The sequence below is a fragment of the Lysinibacillus sp. 38-6 genome (genome assembly GCF_046245175.1).
Lineage (GTDB): Bacteria > Bacillota > Bacilli > Bacillales_A > Planococcaceae > Lysinibacillus.
This window is the reverse complement of the sequence record NZ_CP176417.1, coordinates 4,085,596-4,109,960: the sequence shown is the minus strand read 5'-3', so window position 1 is coordinate 4,109,960 and position 24,365 is coordinate 4,085,596. Positions and strand designations below refer to the sequence as shown.

Genomic DNA, 24,365 nt, shown 5'->3' with positions numbered 1-24,365 from the left:
ACAGTACAAATCGAAAGGGTGACCAGCTAATTGGATATCCAATCTATGAGAACAATGCTTGAAATTCAAGCATTACAATCGCTCGGCTCTACAGACAATACTTCAGCTAATTCTTTCACAAATAGCAATTCTCTTTTTTCAGATATGATTGACGAAATGCTAAGTGATGCGACAACAACGAACAATGCAAAATTATCTAGCCTACTTGGCATGTCTTCTTCAAGCTCATCCAACATCATGGATCAGCTTAGTAGCTTAACAGGTATGTCTGCTGGAACAACAAATAGTTCGCTCCAATCATTGCTCTATAACGGAACGAATTCTGTGTATATACCAGCTTCTATCCAAGCTGCGTTAGCAAAAATGCAATCCAGCACTCGCCTTGATTCCTATGTATCAGATGATGTGATTGGTTCAACTGCCTATGCAAATTCTCTTGCTGGAGCTAACAAATACGCTGATATCATTGAAAAGGCTGCAGCTACCTATAATGTTCCGGCTAAGCTTATCGCATCCGTTATAAAACAGGAATCCAACTTTAATGCGTTAGCGGTCAGTCATGCAGGTGCACAAGGCTTAATGCAATTAATGCCGAAAACGGCTCAATTTTTAGGTGTTACAAATACCTTTGATCCAGAACAAAACATTATGGCCGGAGCTAAATATTTACGTCAAATGCTCGATAAATTCGATAATGATCCAACACTTGCGCTCGCAGCTTACAATGCTGGTGCTTCTCGTGTAACAAAATATAATGGTATTCCGCCATTTAAAGAAACGCAGAATTATGTCAAAAAAGTGATGAATTACTACACTGCATAAATCGCATAAAGCCTGTAATTACAGTCTTTTTCAACAAATTTCACCCTCGTTGGTGAAATTTGTGTTTTTCTAGCGAAAACTTTCCAAAGAGCTCTTTATTTGTGTAAACGAATGGACGTTGATAGAATGAAGGTAGTCACAAGTTATTCACATTTTTCTATTCAACAAAGTATTAGCGAATTTGTACATCAACATATTGATTTGTACTTTACAATATACTTCCTATAAAGAATAAAGGAGCAATTACTTATGAGTCGAAAATACACTGTTCCTTATGAGGAGCTAGGAGCTGAAAAACTTTCTGAACTCATACATGCGTTCTATAAAAGAGTTGCACAGCACCCTGATCTCATACCAATCTTTCCGAAAGATTTGACCGAGACAGCCCGTAAACAAATTCAATTTCAAACACAATATTTAGGTGGCCCCAATCTTTTTACAGAAGAGCATGGGCATCCAATGATGCGTGCGCGCCATATGAATTTCCCCATCACACCTGATCGTGCCCAAGCGTGGCTTGAATGTATGGCCGAAGCAATGGATGAGGTTGGTTTAGAAGGGAAGTTCCGTGAAACGTATTACCAACGTTTAGTATTAACAGCTCATCACATGATTAATACACCTAATGACGATGAGGGGGAATTATTACGTGAATAATATTCAAATGTTGCAAGAACCAACACCAACGATTTCTACTGCTAATAAGCCAATTGAATTGTATATTTTCGTAGATCCACTTTGTCCTGAAGCTTTTAGTATGCAAGCCATCATTCGTAAACTACAACTAGAGTACAATCATTATTTTTCATGGCGCTTTGTCTTAAGTACAGAACTTTCTTCGCTGAATTGTTTGAGCAAACGCATGAAAGGTTGCGAATCAGGTATTGAACTGGATATTAATCATCCTGTGTTACCCTCTATCGCCATCAAAGCAGCGGAATTACAGGGTAAACGCGCAGGTGCTCGTTATTTGTCGAAATTACAAGAGTATGTTGTACTGAACTACCAAGATGTTAATTCCTATGCCACACTGTTAAAAATTGCAGAGGAAGTTCAGTTAGATATGAATGAATTTGTGGTAGATTTCGGTTCAAAAGAAGCTGCACGCGCCTTCCAATGTGACTTATATATTAAACGCGAAATGGAAGTCGATGAAGTTCCTAGTATCGTATTTTTCAATGAGTGCATTGAGGATGAAGGGCTAAAAGTAAGTGGTAGCTATGCCTATGAAGTTTATGAACATATTTTACAAGAGATGATAAACGAGCAGTTGATTCGTCAACCGCTACCATCTATTGAGGAATTGTTTTCAAGGTACCATACACTATCCACAAACGATATAGCCTTTATTTATTCATTAACAGAACAAGCAGCAGAACGCGAATTAAAAAAACGTATGCTACAACAAAAGATAGAACGTATTCAAACAGACTACGCTACACTATGGCGTAATAAATAATGCAATTATACTTTTATTCCTAGAGGATAGGACTCCATCATTTTTATGACAGAGTCTCTATCCTTTTTTATTTTTATAAAATAGTTTTTTAGTTTATAGATTCCATTATGCTTCGGTGCAAGAACATCAATTTTTTTCATCTCTACGCCAAAGCATTTTGCCAAATGGATAACATGCAACAGGACTTTTTACTAGCATTAGCAAATAGTACGTTCTTGCCTATATTTCCGTGTACAGTTGGTATTTACCCTCGTTTTCGGAAACATAAAACTTCTTTAAAGTAGTTTGAACGGCTTTCCTGTTGCTTGATGAAGCTATAAGTCAAAAAACATTATGAATTGCCGCTTGGTTATATCAATAGTCTCAGCAATTATGTAATACTCCTTTTATAAGTATAGTAAAAGAGACTCTGAACAATAAAACTACTAAAGACATACAAAAAACACAATGCTAGCATGAAAGCACTAAAACAAAAGAGACGCTTCTATCCTCGACAGATAGAAACGCCTCTTTTTCACAAAGGGGATGGGAGAAATGTTCACGTTCAAACAAAGGGGTGTATGTTTGTTTTGTGATTTATTTCACAAGATTCACTTTATCATGGAATAATAAAATTAGCAATGTATCCTGCTTTAGATTCACAAATTTGTCATATAGAAAGCGATTACAGACAGTATTTTTCCAAGATACCTACTTTTTATCCCGTAAAAATCTAAAAAAAACATTATTAATTTAATTTTAGATTGCTTATTGCTCATTAAAATGAGGCTTGACCAAAAGAGAAAAAGTGTTAGATTGACTGCAATCAATCTAACACTTTTTCTGTTATGTCGTTGATGTCCGCTATGGCGGCGCTTTCCGCGGGCACACACGTAAGCCGCAACCCTCGCTACCGCGCGGGCTTGTTGCGTCTTACGCTGTGTGCGTTCCCGCAGGAGTCGCCGCCTCCGCTACCATCAACTAGCGTTTGCTTCTATTTTTTATTTTTCTGCACAAGAATGAACAGCTAGGGTTCATTTTTTATAGGGGACATCCATCATCAGTTAAACTCTTTTTGCTATGACGTTGATATCCACTATGGCGGCGCTTTCCGCTCAGCACAGTAAGCGGCAACCCTCGCTAACGCGCGGGCTTGTTGCGTCTTACGCTGTGTGCGTTCCCGCAGGAGTCGCCGCCTCCGCTACCATCAACTAGTGTAGTTTTCTATATTTCCCCTTCTACAAAAGAAAAAGTAGTTCCATTAAGGGCAAAAATTTTAACCGAACACCGTTAAAAATTAATTATTCAACAATAATTCTTCCAGCTCATTTAGGCGTTGTTCGAATACTTTACATGCATCATCAATTGGTTGTGCTACATTCATATCTACACCTGCAGCTTTTAGTACTTCAATTGGGAAATCAGAGCATCCAGCTTTTAAGAAGTTATTAATATAACGCTCTACAGCAGGTGCACCTTCCTCTAAAATTTGCTTACTTAATGCTGTAGCGGCAGATTTGCCAGTAGCGTATTGATACACATAGTAATTGTAATAGAAGTGTGGAATACGTGCCCATTCTAGACCAATTTCCTCATCAACGACCATATCCTCACCGAAATATTGCTTGTTTAAGTTATAATACACTTCCGTTAAACGTTCTGCAGTTAATGATTCTCCGTTTTTATCCATTTGGTGAATTAAATGTTCAAATTCAGCAAACATCGTTTGACGGAATACTGTACTACGGAAACCATCTAACCAATGGTTTAATAAATAGATTTTCTGTTGTGGATCTTCTATTGTTTTCAGTAAATAATCATTTAACAATTCTTCATTGCATGTAGAAGCTACTTCAGCTACGAAAATGGAATAATCTCCGTAAACAAAAGGTTGATTGTTACGCGTATAATAACTGTGGACACTATGGCCAAATTCATGCGCTAATGTAAATAAATTATCTACATTGTCCTGCCAGTTCATTAAAATATATGGATTTGTACCATACGCGCCTGAAGAATAGGCACCACTACGTTTTCCTTTATTCTCCTTAACGTCAACCCAACGATTATCAAAACCACTTTGTACAATATCCTGATATTCTTTACCGAGTGGGGCTAACGCCTTCACTAAAATATCTTTCGCTTCCTCATAAGGCACTTTCATATCTACTTCTTTCACGAGTGGTGTAAATAAATCCCACATATGCAATTCATCCACGCCTAATAACTTTTTACGTAAAGCTATATAGCGTTGCATCGTTGGTAAATGTTTATGAATTGTCTCCACTAATTGATCGTATACACTTTCTGGGATAAAGTTATTAGACATCGCCGCATGACGGGCTGAGTCATAATTTCGGATACGAGCACTTACATTATGATTTTTCACATTACCTGTCAATGTTGTAGCAAAAGTATTTTTGAAATTGCCATACGTTTCATACATTGCCTTAAAGGCTGCTTCACGCACTGAGCGATCTTTACTTTCTAAAAACTTTATATAATTACCATGTGTAAGCTGTACTTCTTCCCCATCCTCATTTTGCACTGTTGGGAAAACTAAATCTGCATTATTCAACATGCTAAACGTATTGGAAGCTGTACCTGTAACCTCAGCCATCTGTGCAAGTAGCGCTTCTTGTTCAGCCGGTAACACATGTGGACGCGTCATTGAAATTTCTTTTAATGATTGTTTATATAATTGTAAATCTTGATTTTCCGCTAAATAGCTTTCGATTGTTTCTTCACTTAAAGATAAAATTTCAGGTGTTAAAAATGATAATGCAGCTGAAATATTTGTCGCTAAAGTTTGAATTCGGCTATTCATATCTTGATAAAAATTATTCGTTGTATCTTGATCATAACGCATATGAGCATACGTATACAGTTTCATTGTGCGCTGATATATTTCATCGTAATACGTTAATACAGCTAATAAGGCATCTGCACCATTCTTTAAAGTACCTACATAGCTAGATGCTTTTTGGGCAAGTTCTGCGACTTTCTTAAATTCATCTTCCCATAGTGCATCTGTTGCAAAAATATCTTCTAATCGCCAAGTTAACTCTGCCGGTATTTCGTTTCTCAGTAAAACTCGATTGCTGTTACTAGCCATGAGTCAGCCCCCTTTTTAAATAACTTTCCTTTACTCTCATATTTTCTCAATATATTGCGACAATTGCAAATAATACCCTAGGCTTTTGTAGAAATACTGCCGTTGATTTTCGCCAGCACTATAAGCCGCAATTTTTACTGAAGTAGGGTTGTTAGGATATTGTCTGTCACCCTTTTTTCTACCATCACCTATTATACAAATGCCTATATATTTCATCACGTATCCACATACAGTGATTGTGATGCTGAAAACTATGACCTAACAGTTTTCCATAGTTTTTAACTGCTTGCACTCTTAAATTTGTAGCATCTAAATTGAGCAACGTTAAAAACAACTGAATATCCCCCTTCTCCAATTCGCATGGTCGCAACTGTAATTGCCTGCAATAATGTAATAATATTGCTTGCCACTCCACTGAAAAAATTGGTATAGCTTTTGCATTTCGCACAGGTATGCCGATAAAATTCGGCAATGCATGCAGTGACAAGTTGAGCTCATAACAGCTTCGTAGAAACAGATCTTGTACCCCTTTTTTACTGTGCATTAGTCGTTGATAAACATACTGTTGACACAACTTTTTATAAATGTGCCAGTAAGTATTAAATGCTTCTCGCGTAATCAAGCGAGGTTGAAAAAAAGGCATTTGCTGTTGTTCGAGTGGTATAGTGAGTACTTTCGCTATAAAAGTATGCCCGTGAACAGGAAGAAGATTCGTCCAATAATTAAATCTTGCTGCTTGTGCATCATATGTCATTAAATATGGCACCTTATTAGATGGTTCGGTTATCGCATTTTGAAGGATAGGTGAAATGCGAATCTTTTGAATAGCATTGGATGTATAGTTGTTGCGCGGTGTTTGAAAAAGCCATAAAGCTTGAATATTATTTCTCTTATAACCTTCCGTCCGCGCATGCCAGTTTTCATTCGTTATCGGACTACATTGGAATTCAATCGCTAACGGATAATGGTCCGTTTGTAGTAATAGATCCGGCCGTTGAGACAACTTCGTTAAAAATGGCTCCAGCTCTACTGTATGCCCACGTGTTTTTAACCATTCGAATAATTGAATTTTTCCTTGCAAATGGAGCTTTGATTCACCTTCTGCAAATCGTCGATCACAAGACTGGTTAGCAATATGAGCAAAATGCGGGATTATCAGTTTACCAATTTTTAATTGCACAGGCTGCTGACATTGTGGGCAAAAAAATTGTTGTTGTTGGCGATATTGCTGTAACGCTTCTCTTGAATGTTGGTATGAGATAACTAATTGTTGTTGCTCCGTGTAAGCAATAAGCAAGACAATCCTTCTCCTTTTTGCCTTATTGTAAAAGGCCTTGTGTCTTACGCCAACTAACAATGCGCTTTTCTTTGAAATTTGATTTTTCGTCGCTTTTTATTACACTTCCATAAAAAAAAGACTGTAGGCACACTCAAAAGTTTTGAGTGTTTCTACAGTCTGAAAGCCCCTAAAAATAAGAAGAAGCTTGAAGTTGTTAGCTAAAATATTTTCGAACCGTTTCGAAGCAATCATATTCCATAATTTTTTCACCATATTCTTCAAGCCGATGAATTGTGAAATTGGAAGGGCTTAAAAACTCTTTAATGACCGCGTTTTTGTCATGGCGATTTAAATCATCATCTGCGTTCGCAAAGTCTACTACTAGATAGTAACAACCTTCATATTTGAATAATGAGGAATCCACTAAGTCGTCCGTCATCCGTTTTGCAACGGGGATTAACTCATCAATATCTTTAAATTTATAAACATAAATGTCTGTATCCATAAATAACTCTGATTCATCCATGTCACCAAATTGAGTTAATTGACTAAGAAGATCCTCACCAACTTCGTCGAATGGGGCAAACATACTTTTTTGTTCATCAAAATGCGAATGACCATCTAATGTTTCACCGTCTTTTAAAATATGTGCACGTGTGACAATGATTTCTAAGCCTACTTCTGACGCATTGATATGAATCCAAATCGGACCTTCTACATCAAAATAATCTTCAGTATTCACTTCATCAATCATATCCCAAAAAAGTTGTTCACCCTTTGCTCGGTTGTACCAAATTTCTTCACGACTATAGCCGCGATCCTCTATATCATTGTACGTAATAAAGAGCTTGAGTGTATTTTCATTTACACGTTCGATGTCCACTAGACCTCATCTCCCTTCACTGTCATTTGTCGAAAAACAGTATTATTTCATTAGTATGCTTTGATTCATTGTTTTTAACCTTCATACTCCTTTGTTTTTCAACCTTTGACCACACTACAGAAAATCATCGAGCAACTGTAATCGAAGTTTTTTTGTTCACAGTTGTCTCTAATTCTATTGTATGCTGTTCTTTCATAAAATGAAAAGGATATACACCATTTCAAAGAAGATATTTGAATAATTGAAATTGTATTAAACTATTTAGATTAAATCAAGTTTAACATACTTTTACGGAAATATATGACTTATACCTATTAAATATTAGTTTTGATTGAAGGTTTTTACATAAGTAAAACATAAAAAAATAGATGTCACAACATGCTTTTGCATTTGTAACACCTAATACAATATTCTATGCACTATAAGCGGATTTTAGTTCACCATACGCTGTGCTTCTTGTAATTGATAAGCTCTTACTTTACGTGGTAAAAATCGTCGAATTTCATCTTCATTATAGCCAACTTGCAAACGTTTCTCATCCAATATGATTGGTCGACGTAATAATCCTGGATATTCTTGAATTAGTTCATATAAGCGTTGTAAAGGTAAGCTTTCAACATCTACATTTAATTTTTGGAATATTTTAGATCGAGTTGAAATAATTTCGTCTGTTCCATCCTCCGTCATACGTAAAATTTCTTTAATTTCACGAATGCTTAACGGCTCAGAAAAAATGTTACGTTCTGTATATGGGATTTCATGCTCCTCTAACCATGCTTTCGCCTTACGACAAGACGTACAACTTGGTGATGTAAATAAAGTAACTATCATACTGACACATCCTTTCTCTTTGGTATTGTTATCTATAAGCCATTTTCTTAAATTAGAATTAATGTAATGTAAATCTACAGTTCCATTATACAGCACTCAGCTGTATTTGAATATAGTTCCAAGGAAAAAAGAATGCGGGATGAACGACTTTGTTACAAAATATTCTGTCTATTGATACTACCTAAAGTATTCAATATTTTTTGCATGTCCTACGAACTAATAGTAATATTCCCGTTTCCACAGCTTTTTAAACATAAAATAATTGAAACTATTTGTTCTCAATTAAAAAATACAAACGAGAATAATGTCACTTAGACGTGTACAGCCAAAACCACACGTTACTATTACAGATTCCACAACCGAAAAATTGAATCACCAGAATAACGAAACATGCTTGCATTTAGCCATCTCTTTATACTATAATTTTGGGCAATAAGAAAAGCGCATTTGCGCAAGTCTTTCTATAGGATGGCAATTTTGCCTCATGAAAGATTTCTACATGAACAATGTAGTTAAAAACGCTGACGAAGAGTAGTACATCTGCAATATACATGTATAGAGAGTCTGTGGTTGCTGGAAACAGATCATGTATGCATTTGGAATGGACTTCCGAGTTAGCTTTGTGAACGGTCAAGGATGTTACTTGATACTGATAGCAAAGCTCGTCCCTTCACGTTACGAAGCAAAGTGGCCTTTTTTAGGCAAGCAGGGTGGTACCGCGGATTCAAACATCATTCGTCCCTTCATTAGTGCATACTAATGAGGACGCATGATGTTTTTTTATTTTTCGAATCCCGAGGAGGAAATGATGATGACAACAATTTTTTCAGGCGTACAGCCAACTGGTATTGTAACTTTAGGAAATTATCTTGGCGCATTTAAGCAATTCCCTGCATTACAGGAAGAAGGGAATGCCATTTATTGCATCGTTGACCAACATGCCATTACTGTTGCGCAAGACCCAAAAGAATTACGCCAAAACATTCGCAACTTAGCCGCTACTTATATCGCAACGGGTATTGACCCTCAAAAGTCAACATTATTCATTCAATCAGAAGTACCTGCCCATGCGCAAGCAGGCTGGATGCTACAATGTGTCGCTTCGATCGGCGAGCTGGAGCGTATGACACAATTCAAAGATAAATCACATGGTAAAGAAACTGTTTCTGCCGCCCTTTTAACATATCCACCATTAATGGCGGCTGATATTTTATTATATAACACAAATATTGTCCCTGTAGGAGATGACCAAAAGCAACATATTGAGCTAACACGTGACCTTGCAGAGCGCTTTAATAAACGCTATGGTGAAGTGTTAACGATTCCTGAAATTCAATTACCAAAAGCCGGAGCTCGTATTAAGTCGTTACAAGAGCCTACGAAAAAAATGAGCAAGTCCGACCCAAATACAAAAGCAACCATTAAACTTTTAGATACAGCAAAAGATATTGAGAAAAAAATTAAATCAGCAGTAACTGACTCTGATGGTATTGTGGCATTTGATGTTGAAAATAAACCAGGTGTTTCGAATTTACTTACAATTGAATCTGCTATTTCTGGCGTATCGATCGATGATTTAGTGAAAAAATATGAAGGGATTGGTTATGGCGGCTTTAAACAAAGTGTTGCTGCAGCCGTTATCGACCACCTTACACCAATTCAAGAACGATTTTATAACCTTGTAGAATCATCTGAGCTAGACATTATTTTAGATGCAGGTGCAGAAAAAGCGAATGCTATTGCTAGCGCAACTTTAAAACGTATGGAACAAGCAATGGGCTTAGGCCGTACACGTCGCTAAGGAAGGGCTTATATGATGCACTGTGAACATTGTAAACAAACGATTAAAGCCCTTCTTTTAGAAGGCGACTTTGGGGCAGATCCACTTTGGTGTGGTCACTGTCATACCAATTTAGAATTAGAACAACTCCCGTTAGACGATGCATTATTAAATGAACTGACGACATGGATGTGTAACTTCGGTGAATGGATTGACCTTGAAACGGACTCTTTCATCGAAGGTATGGAACACTTGGCCCAAAATCATGATGTGCAAGGTGAGGACTTGGCCAAAAAAGTAGCAAGCGCATTAGCGGTGCCGGTAAAATTCACACCTTATCTTTAACATTATCGGTGCGATCGAAACCAACATCGAGCACAACGCTACACAATACAATACAAGCGCCAATGGCCATATAAAATTCAGTTGTCTGGAAAATAAATTTAAAGACAACAGACCAAGAATAACCGAGTGTCCGATAGTTCAAATATAAAATTAAGTTACCAATTGAAAGAATCATTAAGCCATAGCTCATTAAAAATAAGAATAGTCGAAACAATTAAACGGCATCCTTTCTATTTCTTCTTACTTTCTTTTCTATTCGCTAGCTTAAAAAAAAAGACGTCAGCCTTGTAAATTAGGCTGACGTTTTTTCATTATTCTTCAATTTTTTTGAATAATAGACTTGCGTTATGACCGCCAAAGCCAAGTGAGTTACTCATTGCATATTCAATGTTCGCCTCACGCGCTTCATTCGGTACATAATCTAGATCACATTCTGGATCTGGTTCTGTTAAGTTAATTGTTGGCGGTAAAATGCCCTCTTTCAGTGCAAGCGCTGTGAAGATCGCTTCGACACCACCAGCGGCACCTAGTAAATGACCTGTCATCGATTTTGTAGAACTCATTGCTAATTTATAAGCATGTTCACCAAAAGCCGTTTTTACTGCCTGTGTTTCAAATAAATCATTGTAAGGCGTACTTGTACCATGTGCGTTAATGTAGCCAACTTGAGAAGGCTCTACGCCACCATCTTCTAACGCTTGGATCATGGCACGTGCAGCACCTTCACCTTCTGGAGCTGGAGCCGTAATATGATGCGCGTCGCCAGTTGAACCGTAACCAAGCACTTCTGCATAAATTTTTGCGCCACGTGCTTTTGCATGTTCGTATTCTTCTAAAATAACAATCCCTGCACCTTCCCCAATAATAAAGCCATCACGGTTTTTATCGAATGGACGAGAAGCTGTTTGAGGATCTGTATTTAATGATAATGCTGTATTCGCACAGAAGCCTGCAACCGCCATCGTTACGATTGGTGATTCAGCGCCCCCAGAAATCATTACATCCGCATCGCCGCGTTCAATTACTTTAAATGCATCACCAATTGAATTCGTACCTGAGGCACAAGCTGTTACTGAACAAGAATTAATCCCTTTCGCGCCAAAATGAATAGATACTTGGCCTGAAGCCATATCTGGAATCATCATTGGAATAAAGAATGGGCTAACACGGCGTGCACCACGTTCTTGGAACGTTAAAAATTGTTGTTCATAAGTTTCCATACCACCGATACCAGAGCCAATCCATACACCTGCGCGTGGAGCTAACTCTTCATCAATTGTTAGCTGTGCGTCTTCCATCGCCATAATAGATGCTGCAAGTGCATAATGCGTGAAGCGGTCCATTTTACGAGCTTCTTTACGTTCAATATATTTTTCAATATCAAAGTCTTTTACTTCAGCAGCGATTTTGGCAGCAAATAAATCTTTATTTAAGCGCGTTAATTCACCAACGCCTGATTTCCCAGCTTTAATGTTTGCCCATGTTTCTTCAATGCTATTCCCCAGTGGTGTAACTGCGCCAATTCCTGTAATTACTACTCGTCGTTTACTCATTGTCTTACTCCTCTCAAGCAATTTTCGTTGTTATTTTCCCCATCTCATTGCAACGGCGCCCCATGTTAAGCCACCGCCAAAACCGACAAGTACTAATAGATCATCATCTTTTATCTTACCTGCTTCAAGCTCTTCCGCTAAGGAAATACCAATAGAAGCGGCTGAAGTATTACCATATTTGTGAATTGTTTTTGACATTTTTTCAGCTGGTAATGCTAAACGTTCACGTGCCGATTCCATAATTCGAATATTCGCTTGATGTGGCACTAAAAAATCTACATCTTCTTTTGTTAAGCCTGCTTTATCTAATACATTTACTGCTGATTCACCCATTTGACGAACAGCAAATTTAAATACTTCACGACCGTTCATCGCAATTGTTTGTTGTGGTGTTAAATAGAGATGTTTTCCGCCAGTGCCATCTGCTCCAAGTTCAAATGATAGAATGCCTCTACCTTCTGATACTGGACCAACAATAGCAGCACTTGCGCCATCACCAAATAAAACAGCCGTATTGCGATCTTCCCAATCAATGACTTTGGACAGCTTTTCAACACCTACTACTAAGACATATTTATAAGCACTTGATTCTACAAATTGTTTTGCTGTCACTAAGCTATATATAAATCCTGCACAAGCTGCCGCTTGGTCCATCGCTGCTGCATTGACTGCACCAATTTGCTCTTGTACCATGCATGCTACACTTGGAAATGTTTGATCTTGCGTTACAGTTGCAACAAGTATTAATCCTATTTCTTCAGGTGTAATACCTGCTTTTGCAATAGCATCTTTCGCAGCAGCTACTGCTAAATCTGAAGTTTCTTGATTTTCTGCAGCAAAATGACGTTCTTCGATGCCAGTACGAGTACGAATCCATTCATCAGAAGTATCCATAATTTTTTCTAAGTCAAAATTCGTAACGACCTTTTCAGGAACGTATCTGCCTAAACCTATAATACCTGCGTTCATATAGCAACCCCTCTGCTTTCTTACTATCAATTATTAGTAACTGGTCATAATTATAACTCATAATAAACGAATGGTGCAAGATGATTTAAAATTAGTATAGCATATGGTTGTACTTCGCATAGCATTCTACAGTCGTTTTACGCTAATAATTCAGTTATTTTCGCTGCTTCAATTCACTTTTTTGTCGGTTCACATCCATTATTCCAGAAGTGACTAGATGAATACTGATAGCACCTCGTATAGTGTCACCATAACCTCATAAATCACCACTTACACTTCGCCTATCGCCAAACTACTATGTTGTGACAAATTTGTTATTAATCACAGCAAGCAAAGCGCAACTTTTGATAAAAGATTCTTTTTTTTTCGCTCTATGTTATGATATGATAATGTATATGTAATAAAATAGTTCGGTTGAGGTGAAATTAATGCAATATATCGTAACTTTCATATGGTCATTCTTACTAGTTTCAATGTTAAACTACGTAGTAAGTGCTGTAATTGGAGTACCATTTGATTTCCAAACTGGTGCGATCATTTCAGTTGTATTCTCAGTACTTATTTTTGTTATTGGCGCAATCATTCCAAACGAGCCAACTCCAGAAGCTGCAGACCATCACTAATCCAATTTATAAAAAACCTGTCTCGCCTTTCGCGAAACAGGTTTTTTTCTATTTATTATTTTTCCACTACACATTGACCATTGTGCATCTTAACATGTAGCGTTTCTCCTGGTAGCACTTCGCCTCGCAATAATTCTTTGGCAACTGCTGTTTCAATAGAACGTTGCACAAAGCGTTTTAGTGGACGTGCACCAAACTGAGGATCTGCTCCTTGCTCGACAACCCAATCGATCACATCTTGTGAGACATCTAACGTAATTTCTTGTTGTGCTACTCGTTTAATTAGCTGTTCTACATATTTCCAAGCAATGGCTGTGAAATGTTCTTCAGACAATGCATGGAACATAATAATGTCATCCATACGGTTTAACAGCTCAGGCTTAAAGTGCTGACGCAATGCTGTCATTACTAAATCCTCGACTGCTGCATCATCCTCTTGTGCTTCCATTAAATAACTAGAGCCGATATTCGATGTTAAAATGACTACAGTATTCGTAAAGTTAACTATTCGACCTTGGCTATCCGTAATGCGACCATCATCTAAAATTTGTAATAAGATGTTTGCAACATCAGGATGCGCCTTTTCAATTTCATCGAGTAAAACGACTGAATAAGGATTACGGCGAACTGCTTCAGTTAATTGCCCACCTTCTTCATAGCCAATATAGCCTGGCGGTGCACCAACGAGACGTGATACGCTATGTTTCTCCATATATTCACTCATATCAATACGAATAAAATGTTCCTCTGAATCGAATAGTTGGGCAGCCAGTGCTTTCGCAAGCTCCGTTTTACCAACACCTGTTGGCCCTAGGAATAAAAAGCTACCGATTGGACGATGCGGGTCTTTAATGCCTGCGCGAGCACGCCAAACCGCTTCTGTCACTAGCTGCACAGCATTATCCTGCCCTACAACACGTTCGTGTAACGTATCCTTTAAACGCAGTAATTTTTCACGTTCTCCCTCAACTAACTTGGTTACTGGAATACCTGTCCAACGCGATACGATTGAAGCAATTTCATCCGCTGTTACTTCTTCACGCAATATACGCGCTTCACTACCGTTTTCTAATTGTTTTTCCATCTCTTGAATTTCTTTTTCAAGTGCTGGAATTTTCCCGTGACGTAATTCAGCAGCTTTATTTAAATCATATTTACTTTCCGCCTCATCTAAATCACGACGATACTTATCGAGTGATTCACGTTTTTTCTGAATGCCTTGTAACGTTTCTTTCTCTGCTTCCCATTGTTTGCGCATACCTTCAGACGAACTTTTTAGTTTCGTTAATTCTTCTTGTAATTGCTCCAGTCGTTTTTTGCTCGCATCATCTTTTTCCTTACGCAATGCTTGCTCTTCAATTTCTAACTGCATAATACGGCGTGTTACCGCATCCAATTCTTGTGGCATCGAATCAATTTCTGTGCGAATCATCGCACATGCTTCGTCGATCAAATCAATCGCTTTATCAGGTAAAAAACGTTCTGTAATATAGCGATTTGACAGCTCTGCCGCTGCTACAATGGCACGGTCATGAATACGTACTGCATGATGCAGTTCAAAGCGTTCTTTTAAACCACGTAAAATCGAAACTGTATCTTCAATAGACGGTTCACGCACAAGTACTTGTTGGAAGCGGCGTTCTAAAGCTGGGTCTTTTTCAATATACATACGATATTCGTCTAATGTCGTAGCACCGATACAGTGCAATTCACCACGTGCAAGCATCGGCTTTAACATATTGCCAGCATCCATTGCGCCATCTGTTTTACCAGCACCAACAATGGTATGGATTTCATCGATAAATAAAATAATGCGCCCTTCTGATTCTTTTACCTCTTTGAGCACACCTTTTAAGCGTTCTTCAAACTGACCACGATAACTAGCACCAGCGATTAATGCACTCATATCTAGCTCATATAGTACACACTCTTTTAAGCCTTCCGGCACATCACCTTTTACAATACGCTGTGCTAAACCTTCTACAATAGCTGTTTTACCTACCCCAGGTTCACCAATTAACACGGGGTTATTTTTTGTTTTACGCGTTAAAATGCGAATGACATTGCGAATTTCTTCATCGCGACCAATAACAGGATCCATTTTGCCGTTTTTTACTTCTTCCACTAAGTTACGGCCAAATTGCTCTAATGGTTTTTTATCATCTGTTTGTTGAAATTGCATGATAGCACTCCTTTTTTTGTTTTTATATCTTTACCCGAATTTATCTTTTTTAAAGTTTGACCTTCTTTGACTAACTTTATTTTACAACAACCGACAAAGCCACGCAAAAAAAAAGCTCAAAAATTTTTAACCGAAAAATGGAAAATTACGTTATAATATTAGTATGTTTCGTTGTTTTAGTATATCGAAATGATTATCGTCATCCTTTTGTAATACAGGTATTTTCGATTACAAAAAGAAAGAGATGTGTTTGATATATGGTTCTAAAGGATAGTATGCACGACAAAATCCGTGCACTTTTTGAAAATAATGGCGTTTTTATTACGGTGAATAAGGATAGTAAAATTTTCTTAGAAGGGGAACGTGCGAAAGAAATATACTACATTAAAACGGGCGCTATTTCGATTAGCCAGGAAACTGAGAGTGGCAAGGAATTAACCATTCGCATTTGCGGTCCTGATAGTATCATTGGTGAGGGCTCTCTATTTTGTAACCTCACATATTTTTCGATGACAGCTAAAGTGTTAGAAACGTCAACGTTGTATGTGTTAAGTCGTAAGTCGCTAGAACATCTATTAGTAGAGCAGCCACATTTAATGGTAGAGTATATGAAATGGTTGCAAACAGAAAATTTAAAATATCAAAGCCGTCTTCGTGATTTAATGTTAAATGGTAAAAAAGGTGCTTTATTTTCAACGCTTATTCGCCTTGCCAATACTTACGGCAAACCAGCAGAAAATGGCTCGATTTTTATCAATTTTCCATTAACCAATACAGAAATAGCAAATCTGTGCGCTACGAGTAGAGAAATGATTAATCGTATGCTAAATGATTTAAAAAAACATCAGATTCTTTCCTTTGAAAAAGGCTACATTACCATTCTTGATTTACAATATTTAAAAGATGAAATTGCCTGCGAAAATTGCCCATTGCAAATTTGCCGCATTGATTGATTTTTAAGCTTGCAAAAAAGGACTTATGCGAAAGTAAGCTACATAAAAATCCCTGCTTACAGTTATGTGCAAGCAGGGATTTTTTATTCATATCGTATATCGTTTGAAGACTAACTACTAGCGGACACCTAATGCCATTTTCGCATAGCGAGACATTTTGTCTTTTGACCATGGTGGATTCCATACAATATTGACATTTGTACTTTTCACCTCTGGTAATTCACTCATAGCCGTATTTACTTGATCAACAATAACAGGTCCCATTGGGCATCCCATTGAAGTTAATGTCATTGTAACGGTCGCTACTCCCTCGTCATCTAGCTCTACATCATATACTAAACCTAAGTTGACGATATCAATACCAAGCTCAGGGTCAATTACATTTTCTAATGCACTTAACATACTATCTTTCATATCTTGATCCATCTGTATTTCTCCTTTCGTTACAGTGTTAACTTAATCATAGCAGATGCTTCTTATTATGCCAAATGCTGTGCAAGCCAATCCGTTGCCGCCAACATCCCTTCACGAGATACAGCATGTCCAGCCTGTTTATCTGCAATAAATTTTAAGTTGCTCGGATTTTCCTCATAGTATGCGCGTAATGTACAATAAAAGTTATACGTATCATGAAACGGTACAGTTTTATCACGCTCACCGTGCCAAAACAACACAGGACGTCCCGCGAATCGCTCGGGGGTTAAAGTAATATCATATTTCCCGAGAAGCTCATTCGTTTTTTGTACTTGCTGTTCTGTCATCGGAAATTCCACACCACTTTTAGCAAATTGCTGTAATTGATAAGCACCTAATTTGATAAAACCTGGGCCACCCATACATATCGCTGCCGTTTTAATCCAATCGTAAAGCTTCAAGCAACCAGAAGTGACGATCCCTCCCATTGAAGTGCCAGCCACGCCAATTTTATCATGAGTGACCAGTTGCTTATTCTTTAATTCATTATATAATTGTTCTACTTCATGAATAGAATTTAAGACGATATCCCAAAAATGTAAATTCATTTGAGTTTCTGTTAACCCTTCACTGCGATCGCCATGTAGTTTAGCATCAGGTAAAAGGACACGCACCCCTTTATTTACTAACTGGTATGCATAATGTAAGTTATGTTCTTTTGCACTCATAAAGCCGTGTAAGAAAATTACTACCGGGGTTTTTTCATTCATCGTATCTGTTGATATATGTAACAAAGGAATATTTCCCCATATTTCATTTTTGACTAACATGCTTGTCACTCCCAACTTTTGTCTGACCTTTTTATGTTAGCAAACTTTTTTCCATGTGACAAAATTTTGACGTACGAAGTTCAAAGCGATACTATTCAAACATATAGGAAAGGGGCAATACGCTATGAAACCGCATTTAATCGTGTTAGATTTAGACGGGACGTTATTAACGGACCAACAACAAATTTCATTAAAAACAAAAAAAACATTATTGCAAGCTAAGGAACAAGGCCATCAAGTGATGATTGCTACAGGTCGTCCTTATCGTGCAAGTGATATTTACTATCATGAGCTCGGCTTAACAACACCGATTGTTAATTTCAATGGAGCCTATGTCCACCATCCTAAAAATGCTGCGTGGCAAACAATGCATACACCGATTGACTTAAATGTTGTACGAGAAGTGGTTGATTCAGTTAATAGCTATGAATATGAAAATATTATTGCCGAAGTAAAGGATGATATTTATGTTCATACAGAAGATGACCGGATTTTAAATATTTTTAACATGGGCAATCCCAAAATAACGCTCGGTGATATTTCAACGAATTTATTAGTGAATCCAACAAGTCTTCTTATTCAAGCAAACGAAACCAACTCTATGATTATTCGAGATCATTTGCAAGAAGTTCATGCAGAAGTAATTGAGCATCGTCGTTGGGGTGCCCCGCTGCATATTATTGAAATTGTCCGTCGTGGCTTAAACAAAGCGGTTGGCATTTCCCATGTAGCGAAAGATTTAGGCATTCCACGTGAGCGAATTATCGCCTTTGGTGACGAGGACAATGATTTAGAAATGATTGATTACGCTGGTATCGGTGTCGCAATGGGTAACGGCATTCCTAGCTTAAAAAATATTGCCAATGAAATTACTACAACGAATAATGAGGATGGCATTGCTAAAATACTTATAGAACGCTTAAAATTATCATAGAAAAGAACTTTTTTCCAGTTCTCAACTAGTATAGAACGCATCTTCAGCATTTCGAGATATTACAGTTTTTTAGGGGGTTATGATGATGAAAATTTTTACTGATAGTGGATGTGATTTACCAAAGTCTTTCTACGAAGAGAATGATGTCATTCTACTTCCGCTACGTGTCCAAGTAAATAACAATGAATACGATGATGTTATAGCGATTGATTCAAAAGAAGTTTACGATGCTATCCGACAAGGGGCTCATCCAAAAACTTCACAAGTTTCACCAGAACTCTTTTTAAAGCATTTTGAAAACTTAGCTAAAAGCGAAGAACAAGGCATTTATATCGCCTTTTCATCTGAATTATCAGGTACGTATAGTACAGCTGTCATGATTCGTAACCAAGTACTGGAACAATATCCAACGCTACAGTTAGCGATTATTGATTCTAAATGTGCTTCATTAGGTCATGGCTTAATCGTGGAAGAAGCTGTTCAACTGCGAAAAGCTGGTGCTTCACTTGAAGAAATTGAAACAAAAGTGACAGCACTCGCTTCACAGATGGAACATCTTTTTACAGTAGAAGATTTAGATTATCTTGCAAAAGGTGGTCGTGTTTCAAAAGCGAGTGCCTTTCTTGGTGGTCTCCTTAGCATTAAGCCCATTTTAAATGTCGAGGATGGCAAACTAGTACCGATTGAAAAATCACGCGGACGTAAAAAAGCAATTGCGCGCATGCTAGATTTAATGCAGGAGCGCGGTGGTAATTTTTCGGATAAAATTGTCGGCATTAGCCATAGCGATGACGCAGCCTTTGCCAACGATGTAAAGGCATCCATTCAGGAAAAATTTGCACCAAAAGAAATTCAAATAACAATGATTGGCTCGGTCATTGGTTCCCATGTTGGACCAGGTACGATTGCTATTTTCTTTACAAATAAGAGCTACCAAGCATAGTGTAAGAACAATAGAACATAGATGAAAAAGTGTTAGATTGATACTAATCAATCTAACACTTTTTCTATGCCGTTGATGTCCACTACGGCGGTGCTTTCCGCGGGCACACACGTAAGCCGCAACCCTCGCTATCGCGCGAATTGTTACGTCTTAGTTGCGTGCGTTCCCGCAGGAGTCACCGCCTTCGCTACCATCAACTAGTGCCTTACATTGTAAGCCGTAGGAGTCACATACCGCTTCTAACAATAATGTGTGAATTGCTTATTTAAACTAAAACAGCAAGGAGTTTATGATAATGAGTATGGTAACTTATATAGGTTTAAATTTTACAGTAACACTAAATGAATATTACACAGAGGATGAAGTGGAAATAAATTATGTTTTCTCGAGTGAAGAAAATCGTTCTGTAGTTCAACAGAAGCATTTTACGACGCCCTATATTTATGAACTATCCGAAAAAGGTCATCCTATTTGGGAGATGAATGCTTATCAAAAAACACATTCACCACATAACTACGAGAAATCTAAAAAAACATTTCTCCAATTATGTCATTTACTAAAAGATGTACTGCCAGAAGGCGATTTTTGTGAAGTTTATATTTGTTGGTTAGGTGAGGAAGATGAACAACATGAGGATGAGTTGATCATTCATTTACAGGATTTACAAATTGAAGCACTGGAGATCGTTGAAAAATGTCATATTCGCATTGAAAACGGAGGGAAAGATAATGGGGAACCTTATTAACTAAGGTTCCCCTAATTATTTGCCAGACTGTAATAGACACAAAGCTTATATTACTTTGCGGCGTCTTGTTCTTGACGGCGTTTTTTACCTCGTTTAATAATGACAACGACAAAGCTAATAAATACTACGTAGACCAAACCAAGTGCAACCATGTAAGGGACGTTTAGCCCTTCATCATCTTTCACTTGATAAATCTCGACTATTTCACGGTCTAATATGACTGGGTACACATCTTTTTCATTTTTCCGTACCTTTTCTTGTTGTAAAATACCGTTTAGCATTTTACCTTCACCAATTTGCTCTGGTGTTAAATCGACACGTTGTGTTTTCCCCGTATTGTTCACCATGATAATCCATTGCTCTTCATCGGATTTTCTTGTAAAGACAAGTAACCCATTGTCATTAGTAATAACTTCAAAATCGCCTTTTCGTAATGTTGCCGATTGATTACGTAAAGATTGCACATTTTTAACATAGTCAATTAACTCTTCATCTGTTTTAAAATTGTATATTTGATGTGTGTCAGGTTTTGCTTCCCCGTTCATGGCAATTTCTGTACCATACTGTACAACAGGAATCCCTGGCATCATAAATAACGCGCCCAAAGCCATTTTTAAGCGTGTTGGGGGGAACATATTTTCAGACGCCGAATCAAATGTAAAACGATTTGTTTGTAGCGTATCGATCATAATTTGTGTTGGTTTGTCACTAGAAAAAGGCTCCATTAATTTTGAAGAGTCTCGATCAACATTTTTAAAAATATTACGGAAGATTTCTGCTGTTGCTGTCGAGAAGCTTGCATCAAAATTGGCATCGCTTTCTTCATTTGAGATAACATATAACGATTTTTTTGTATCTTTTAATGCCGTAATCATCGCATTTAGAAATGCTGGATCAGCATCTGCAATATTCGTTAAACGTATGCCACCCACATCATATGTAGAAACAAAATTTGTCGCTGCTTCTATTAAAGCTGCTTGTACATCTTTATTCGTTAAATCCCATTGAATATGTCCATTATCGGTTGAGGCAATCCAGCTTTGCTTGGCAGCATCCTGTGCCCACTCGTGATTAGGGCTTACATTACTTAAAGGAAAGTCCACCATGATTGACATATTTTTTTCTTTATAGGCCTTCACAACATTTTGGAATTCTTCTTCTGTTCCAAAATGCTCTTCGATTATACTGTAGCTTGTTGGCATCGAGCCATCGTAAGTTTCCGTTTCGAAAATTGTGCCGATGGAAACGATGGTATAGCCCATTTCACCAATAAATTTTAGTTTATCTTGTAGACCTGTGAAGTCGCCACCTGCAAATTTCGTTGGGTCTTGCGTATTTGTATCATAATCGTTGGTACCTGAACCATTAAAGAAACGGTCAACGAGTAAATCATATATGCTTTCTTCTGCAATCGTTCTTGTTTGCACTTCATCTGCGTGTGCTGGTGTTGTGCCAATTAATGAAGTTGCCAGTAAAAGCGATGCAGCTGTCGCGCCTATCCACTTCTTAAATTTCACTTTTATTCCCTCTCTTTCAAAGCAATCCACCGTCATTTTACCAAATAAACCAGTAACGTTGCTATCATTTCAAAATATTTTCCCGTTAGGAAAAATGAATTGCGACAAAAAGGTGTCAAATTAAGCCAACTTCAATAATAAAAGGAAGAGACAATAGAAGGGAAAGAGAAAAAGTGTTGATGTCCGCTGCGGTGGTGCTTTCCGCGGGCACCCCGTAAGCCGCAACCCTCGCTAACGCGCGGTCTGTTGCGTCTAACGCTGCGTGCGTTCCCGCAGGAGTCACCACCTCCGCTACCATCAACTAGTAGTCACTTCTATTTTTTTATTTACTGCAAAAAAAGAACAACTCAGATATTATTTATGTTTTAGCGAACCAATTTCATCTGTTAAACACTTTTGGCGTTGATGTCCGCTGCGGTGGTGCTTTCCGCGGGCACATCGTTAGCCGCAACCCTCGCTAACGCGCGGTCTGTTGCGTCTAACATTGTGTGCTGTTCCCGCAGGAGACCACCTCCGCTACCATCAACTAGTGTTGGCTTCTATTTTAATTTACATTTAAAAATACAGAAAATTAAGAATTGTTTTAGTGCCTGGCACCTCCCCCAAGGCCTCCCCCAGGCACCTTCCCCGGAAAAGCAAAAGCCGTGAAGCAATAACTTCACGGCTTGGTAAATCATTATGCAAAGAACGTTTGTCCCATTGGTAACTTGAACCCTAAGAACACTGTAATTAAGAAGAATACTACAAATAAAACCCAGAACATTGCAGTTGGTTTGTTTTTCTTTTGACGAACTAATACCATTTCCATCATACCGATAACTAATAGTCCGCCGATAAATTTAAAGCCATAAAGCATGCCTTGACCGAAGTCCATTGCTTCAATAAATAATGCTCCGCCTGTAATAATAATTAAAATGTAAAATAAGCGTAATGTCATATGTAAGCCTTTAGATTGCTTACCGCTAAGTGCTGCAATTAAAAAGATGACGATACCTACTACCCAAGTCGTAATGTGTAAATGTGTTTGGCTAGTTAAAAAATCCATTATTGTCCCACCTCATTCTTTTTCTATCAAACTCTATCCTATCATGCAGTGGAAATGGTTTCAAATATTACAAGTTGTGTTCACGAAATTGCATTATTTTTTCCTTGATATGTTCTTCTGTAACAAAAAATCCGCGCAAGTTTTTACTCACGCGGATACGTTATATTATTCAAAATGATTGACTAATGTACCGATACCTTGAATCGATACTTTCACTGTATCGCCCGCTTTTAAAAATTGCGGTGGGTTCATTCCTTTTCCAACGCCTGCTGGAGTACCCGTTAAAATGACATCACCCGGCTCCAATGTAACGTGTTGCGATAAAATCGATACTAACGATTCAACAGAGAACATCATATCTTTCGTCGTGCCGTTTTGACGGACTTCGTCATTGACTTTCGTTACAACCGTTAAATCTTGTGGATTTGGAATTTCATCCTTTGTCACAAGGTAAGGACCTAATGGGCAAGTACCTTCTAAACTTTTCCCTAAGAAAAACTGCTTATGTTTATCTTGTAGGTCACGCGCCGTAATATCATTAGCAATTGTGTAGCCAAAAACATAATCAAACGCTAAGTTTTTCGGAATATTTTTGCCACGCTTTCCAATAACAACGGCTAGTTCCCCTTCATAATCCATTTTAGAAGAAAGATCAGCATGGATTGATAATGTTTGTCCGTCTGCCGCAATCGCTGTAGGAGACTTCGTAAATACCATTAAATCGATGGGTGCTGCTTCTGCCCCCATTTCCTTTGCATGCTCATCATAGTTTTTACCGATACACATAATATTTTTTGGTGTGCGTGGAATTGGTGATAACCATTCAATCTCTGTAAACTCATGCTTGAAGCTACTCGCACGGTCTGATTTTTCCGCCGCTTCTACTAATTTACGAATCTGTTCAACAAAATCGAAGCCTAACGCAATCCCATCGACAATTGAACTTGAAAAAGAAGGGAGAACTTGAAGTTCGTTTTGAATAGCGAGTACATCCCATACCGCTTCTTCTTTTTTTACTTTTGGTCCAAAACTTACATGTCCACCTAATTTGAATGATAAAATTTTCATGATTTTAAGAGCTCCTTCTTTTTTCTACATGATACAACAATATGATATAAATTACCTTACTTTTACGTTAACAATTTTTAATGTTGCTAATTCTCA

Annotated in this window: 23 protein-coding genes and 1 other annotated feature; of the genes, 10 read left to right on the top strand and 13 right to left on the bottom strand. The window is 37.8% G+C overall.

Annotated elements, in window-relative coordinates; translation table 11 throughout:
• The first annotated feature begins 30 nt into the window (after positions 1-30).
• From ACKVEV_RS20570 to ACKVEV_RS20560, 3 genes are all read left to right on the top strand, one after another.
• Positions 31-822, top strand: a complete 792-nt coding sequence (locus ACKVEV_RS20570; protein ID WP_409368069.1) for a lytic transglycosylase domain-containing protein — start codon at positions 31-33, stop codon at positions 820-822.
• A gap of 249 nt (positions 823-1,071) precedes the next feature.
• The gene (locus ACKVEV_RS20565) at positions 1,072-1,479 is read left to right on the top strand and encodes a globin (protein WP_409368068.1); all 408 of its coding nucleotides are present in this window, start codon (positions 1,072-1,074) and stop codon (positions 1,477-1,479) included.
• Positions 1,472-2,281, top strand: coding sequence for a DsbA family protein (locus ACKVEV_RS20560; protein WP_409368067.1), 810 nt, complete (start codon positions 1,472-1,474; stop codon positions 2,279-2,281). Before ACKVEV_RS20565 ends, ACKVEV_RS20560 begins: the two co-directional genes overlap by 8 nt.
• 1,276 nt (positions 2,282-3,557) lie before the next feature.
• On the opposite strand, the gene pepF is transcribed toward ACKVEV_RS20560, so the two are convergent.
• The 4 genes from pepF to spxA form a co-directional block, all read right to left on the bottom strand.
• Complete coding sequence (gene pepF, locus ACKVEV_RS20555; protein WP_409368066.1) at positions 3,558-5,375, bottom strand: oligoendopeptidase F; 1,818 nt, start codon at positions 5,373-5,375, stop codon at positions 3,558-3,560.
• 184 nt (positions 5,376-5,559) lie between these two features.
• Positions 5,560-6,672 carry a competence protein CoiA gene (locus tag ACKVEV_RS20550; RefSeq protein ID WP_409368065.1) on the bottom strand — a complete coding sequence of 371 codons (1,113 nt, stop codon included), beginning with the start codon at positions 6,670-6,672 and terminating at the stop codon, positions 5,560-5,562.
• A 196-nt stretch (positions 6,673-6,868) separates the two neighbouring features.
• Positions 6,869-7,537 (bottom strand): adaptor protein MecA, encoded by a 669-nt coding sequence (gene mecA / locus ACKVEV_RS20545; protein ID WP_409368064.1) that lies wholly within the window; start codon positions 7,535-7,537, stop codon positions 6,869-6,871.
• A 432-nt stretch (positions 7,538-7,969) separates the two neighbouring features.
• On the bottom strand, positions 7,970-8,365 hold the full coding sequence (spxA, locus tag ACKVEV_RS20540) for a transcriptional regulator SpxA (protein ID WP_068983509.1): 396 nt from the start codon (positions 8,363-8,365) through the stop codon (positions 7,970-7,972).
• 515 nt (positions 8,366-8,880) lie between these two features.
• Positions 8,881-9,114 (top strand) — a binding site (T-box leader).
• A 65-nt stretch (positions 9,115-9,179) separates the two neighbouring features.
• Between spxA and trpS the strand changes: the two genes are divergently transcribed.
• Together trpS and ACKVEV_RS20530 are read left to right on the top strand one after the other, a co-directional pair.
• Positions 9,180-10,169: a tryptophan--tRNA ligase gene (gene trpS / locus ACKVEV_RS20535; RefSeq protein WP_409370598.1), complete on the top strand. Its 990-nt coding sequence runs from the start codon at positions 9,180-9,182 to the stop codon at positions 10,167-10,169.
• A gap of 12 nt (positions 10,170-10,181) precedes the next feature.
• Positions 10,182-10,493: a hypothetical protein gene (locus ACKVEV_RS20530; protein WP_409368063.1), complete on the top strand. Its 312-nt coding sequence runs from the start codon at positions 10,182-10,184 to the stop codon at positions 10,491-10,493.
• Here ACKVEV_RS20530 and ACKVEV_RS20525 read toward each other — a convergent pair.
• The 3 genes from ACKVEV_RS20525 to ACKVEV_RS20515 form a co-directional block, all read right to left on the bottom strand.
• The gene (locus ACKVEV_RS20525) at positions 10,477-10,707 is read right to left on the bottom strand and encodes a hypothetical protein (protein ID WP_409368062.1); all 231 of its coding nucleotides are present in this window, start codon (positions 10,705-10,707) and stop codon (positions 10,477-10,479) included. The genes ACKVEV_RS20530 and ACKVEV_RS20525 overlap by 17 nt on opposite strands.
• 97 nt (positions 10,708-10,804) lie before the next feature.
• Complete coding sequence (fabF, locus tag ACKVEV_RS20520) at positions 10,805-12,046, bottom strand: beta-ketoacyl-ACP synthase II (RefSeq protein ID WP_409368061.1); 1,242 nt, start codon at positions 12,044-12,046, stop codon at positions 10,805-10,807.
• Between the two features lie 30 nt (positions 12,047-12,076).
• Positions 12,077-13,015 (bottom strand): beta-ketoacyl-ACP synthase III, encoded by a 939-nt coding sequence (locus tag ACKVEV_RS20515; protein WP_409368060.1) that lies wholly within the window; start codon positions 13,013-13,015, stop codon positions 12,077-12,079.
• Positions 13,016-13,443: 428 nt separating this feature from the next.
• On the opposite strand from ACKVEV_RS20515, the gene ACKVEV_RS20510 reads away from it, so the two are divergent.
• Positions 13,444-13,638 (top strand): YjzD family protein, encoded by a 195-nt coding sequence (locus tag ACKVEV_RS20510; RefSeq protein ID WP_402925503.1) that lies wholly within the window; start codon positions 13,444-13,446, stop codon positions 13,636-13,638.
• A 55-nt stretch (positions 13,639-13,693) separates the two neighbouring features.
• Here the strand turns inward: ACKVEV_RS20510 and ACKVEV_RS20505 are convergent, their stop codons facing one another.
• Complete coding sequence (locus tag ACKVEV_RS20505; protein ID WP_409368058.1) at positions 13,694-15,820, bottom strand: ATP-dependent Clp protease ATP-binding subunit; 2,127 nt, start codon at positions 15,818-15,820, stop codon at positions 13,694-13,696.
• A 257-nt stretch (positions 15,821-16,077) separates the two neighbouring features.
• Between ACKVEV_RS20505 and ACKVEV_RS20500 the strand changes: the two genes are divergently transcribed.
• Positions 16,078-16,773 carry a Crp/Fnr family transcriptional regulator gene (locus ACKVEV_RS20500; protein WP_409368057.1) on the top strand — a complete coding sequence of 232 codons (696 nt, stop codon included), beginning with the start codon at positions 16,078-16,080 and terminating at the stop codon, positions 16,771-16,773.
• Between the two features lie 117 nt (positions 16,774-16,890).
• On the opposite strand, the gene ACKVEV_RS20495 is transcribed toward ACKVEV_RS20500, so the two are convergent.
• Together ACKVEV_RS20495 and ACKVEV_RS20490 are read right to left on the bottom strand one after the other, a co-directional pair.
• A complete protein-coding gene (locus tag ACKVEV_RS20495) occupies positions 16,891-17,199 on the bottom strand; it encodes a metal-sulfur cluster assembly factor (RefSeq protein ID WP_402925510.1) in 309 nt (102 codons plus the stop codon).
• 53 nt (positions 17,200-17,252) lie between these two features.
• Positions 17,253-18,017 (bottom strand): prolyl oligopeptidase family serine peptidase, encoded by a 765-nt coding sequence (locus tag ACKVEV_RS20490; RefSeq protein WP_409368056.1) that lies wholly within the window; start codon positions 18,015-18,017, stop codon positions 17,253-17,255.
• Positions 18,018-18,141: 124 nt separating this feature from the next.
• Here ACKVEV_RS20490 and ACKVEV_RS20485 point away from each other — a divergent pair, with 124 nt between their 5' ends.
• From ACKVEV_RS20485 to ACKVEV_RS20475, 3 genes are all read left to right on the top strand, one after another.
• Complete coding sequence (locus ACKVEV_RS20485; RefSeq protein WP_409368054.1) at positions 18,142-18,951, top strand: Cof-type HAD-IIB family hydrolase; 810 nt, start codon at positions 18,142-18,144, stop codon at positions 18,949-18,951.
• A gap of 85 nt (positions 18,952-19,036) precedes the next feature.
• Positions 19,037-19,894 carry a DegV family protein gene (locus ACKVEV_RS20480; RefSeq protein ID WP_409370597.1) on the top strand — a complete coding sequence of 286 codons (858 nt, stop codon included), beginning with the start codon at positions 19,037-19,039 and terminating at the stop codon, positions 19,892-19,894.
• Positions 19,895-20,189: 295 nt separating this feature from the next.
• Positions 20,190-20,639 carry a hypothetical protein gene (locus ACKVEV_RS20475; protein ID WP_409368053.1) on the top strand — a complete coding sequence of 150 codons (450 nt, stop codon included), beginning with the start codon at positions 20,190-20,192 and terminating at the stop codon, positions 20,637-20,639.
• A 50-nt stretch (positions 20,640-20,689) separates the two neighbouring features.
• On the opposite strand, the gene ACKVEV_RS20470 is transcribed toward ACKVEV_RS20475, so the two are convergent.
• From ACKVEV_RS20470 to ACKVEV_RS20460, 3 genes are all read right to left on the bottom strand, one after another.
• Entirely contained in the window at positions 20,690-22,156 is a 1,467-nt protein-coding gene (locus ACKVEV_RS20470; RefSeq protein ID WP_409368052.1) for an alpha-amylase family glycosyl hydrolase, read from the bottom strand.
• A gap of 676 nt (positions 22,157-22,832) precedes the next feature.
• Entirely contained in the window at positions 22,833-23,201 is a 369-nt protein-coding gene (locus tag ACKVEV_RS20465) for a YisL family protein (protein WP_409368051.1), read from the bottom strand.
• Between the two features lie 165 nt (positions 23,202-23,366).
• Entirely contained in the window at positions 23,367-24,269 is a 903-nt protein-coding gene (locus tag ACKVEV_RS20460; RefSeq protein ID WP_409368050.1) for a fumarylacetoacetate hydrolase family protein, read from the bottom strand.
• Between the last annotated feature and the right edge of the window lie 96 nt (positions 24,270-24,365).

What these genes read in the sequence shown, in the direction of transcription:
- ACKVEV_RS20565 (WP_409368068.1), top strand. Translation starts at nt 1,072, where the DNA reads ATGAGTCGAAAATACACTGTTCCTTATGAGGAGCTAGGAGCTGAAAAA.
- pepF (WP_409368066.1), bottom strand. Translation starts at nt 5,375, where the DNA reads ATGGCTAGTAACAGCAATCGAGTTTTACTGAGAAACGAAATACCGGCA.
- trpS (WP_409370598.1), top strand. Translation starts at nt 9,180, where the DNA reads ATGACAACAATTTTTTCAGGCGTACAGCCAACTGGTATTGTAACTTTA.
- ACKVEV_RS20530 (WP_409368063.1), top strand. Translation starts at nt 10,182, where the DNA reads ATGATGCACTGTGAACATTGTAAACAAACGATTAAAGCCCTTCTTTTA.
- fabF (WP_409368061.1), bottom strand. Translation starts at nt 12,046, where the DNA reads ATGAGTAAACGACGAGTAGTAATTACAGGAATTGGCGCAGTTACACCA.
- ACKVEV_RS20515 (WP_409368060.1), bottom strand. Translation starts at nt 13,015, where the DNA reads ATGAACGCAGGTATTATAGGTTTAGGCAGATACGTTCCTGAAAAGGTC.
- ACKVEV_RS20510 (WP_402925503.1), top strand. Translation starts at nt 13,444, where the DNA reads ATGCAATATATCGTAACTTTCATATGGTCATTCTTACTAGTTTCAATG.
- ACKVEV_RS20505 (WP_409368058.1), bottom strand. Translation starts at nt 15,820, where the DNA reads ATGCAATTTCAACAAACAGATGATAAAAAACCATTAGAGCAATTTGGC.
- ACKVEV_RS20500 (WP_409368057.1), top strand. Translation starts at nt 16,078, where the DNA reads ATGGTTCTAAAGGATAGTATGCACGACAAAATCCGTGCACTTTTTGAA.
- ACKVEV_RS20495 (WP_402925510.1), bottom strand. Translation starts at nt 17,199, where the DNA reads ATGGATCAAGATATGAAAGATAGTATGTTAAGTGCATTAGAAAATGTA.
- ACKVEV_RS20490 (WP_409368056.1), bottom strand. Translation starts at nt 18,017, where the DNA reads ATGTTAGTCAAAAATGAAATATGGGGAAATATTCCTTTGTTACATATA.
- ACKVEV_RS20485 (WP_409368054.1), top strand. Translation starts at nt 18,142, where the DNA reads ATGAAACCGCATTTAATCGTGTTAGATTTAGACGGGACGTTATTAACG.
- ACKVEV_RS20480 (WP_409370597.1), top strand. Translation starts at nt 19,037, where the DNA reads ATGAAAATTTTTACTGATAGTGGATGTGATTTACCAAAGTCTTTCTAC.
- ACKVEV_RS20475 (WP_409368053.1), top strand. Translation starts at nt 20,190, where the DNA reads ATGAGTATGGTAACTTATATAGGTTTAAATTTTACAGTAACACTAAAT.
- ACKVEV_RS20465 (WP_409368051.1), bottom strand. Translation starts at nt 23,201, where the DNA reads ATGGATTTTTTAACTAGCCAAACACATTTACACATTACGACTTGGGTA.
- ACKVEV_RS20460 (WP_409368050.1), bottom strand. Translation starts at nt 24,269, where the DNA reads ATGAAAATTTTATCATTCAAATTAGGTGGACATGTAAGTTTTGGACCA.